At 52.7% G+C, this 575-nt stretch carries 1 pseudogene; it reads right to left on the bottom strand.

Going from position 1 to position 575, the window contains the following annotated elements:
• Positions 1-575, bottom strand: a pseudogene (locus AC2A06_RS18790) (hypothetical protein); the annotation flags it as partial.

Below are 575 nucleotides of genomic sequence, written 5' to 3' on the forward strand. Positions count from 1 at the left end.
CGGCTGTCAGGTCAACACTGGCATCCGACGTGCCCAGGTTATTGACCTCGGTAATGGTTAATACCCCACCGGCATTGATATTGTGCTGACCAGTAAAATCATTGGTCCCCTCCAAGGTCACTGCCGCATTGGTGTTGATGGTACCGTCACCACTGAGTATGTTGGCCAGCGTATCGGCAGCGTTCAGGTTTAAAGTACCCACTACATCAACATCACTGCTACCCAAGGCATCGGCGGCGGTCAAGGTGACCGTCGCTGGCAGCGCTATCAAGGTATCTGCTGACAGGCCACTGTTGGCGGCACTCAGGATCAAGGTACCGCCGTTGACGTTCAGCGTGCCCGCACCGGTCAAGCCACCAACAGCTGTTGAAGTACCACCATCTTCCAGGTTCAACGTACCACCAGCGATATCAATCACCCCGGTGTTAGTCAATAATCCGGTTGTTAATACCGCCGGGTCAATAGTGACGGTCCCAGCGTTGTTCAGGGCTCCCACCGTTTGACTGAAATCGTTGGTATTAAAACTGGCATTACTATTTACCGTCAGCAATGAAGTCTGACCGAACGCATTATCA

This window comes from Serratia sp. HNCC26DJ244 (assembly GCF_057180565.1).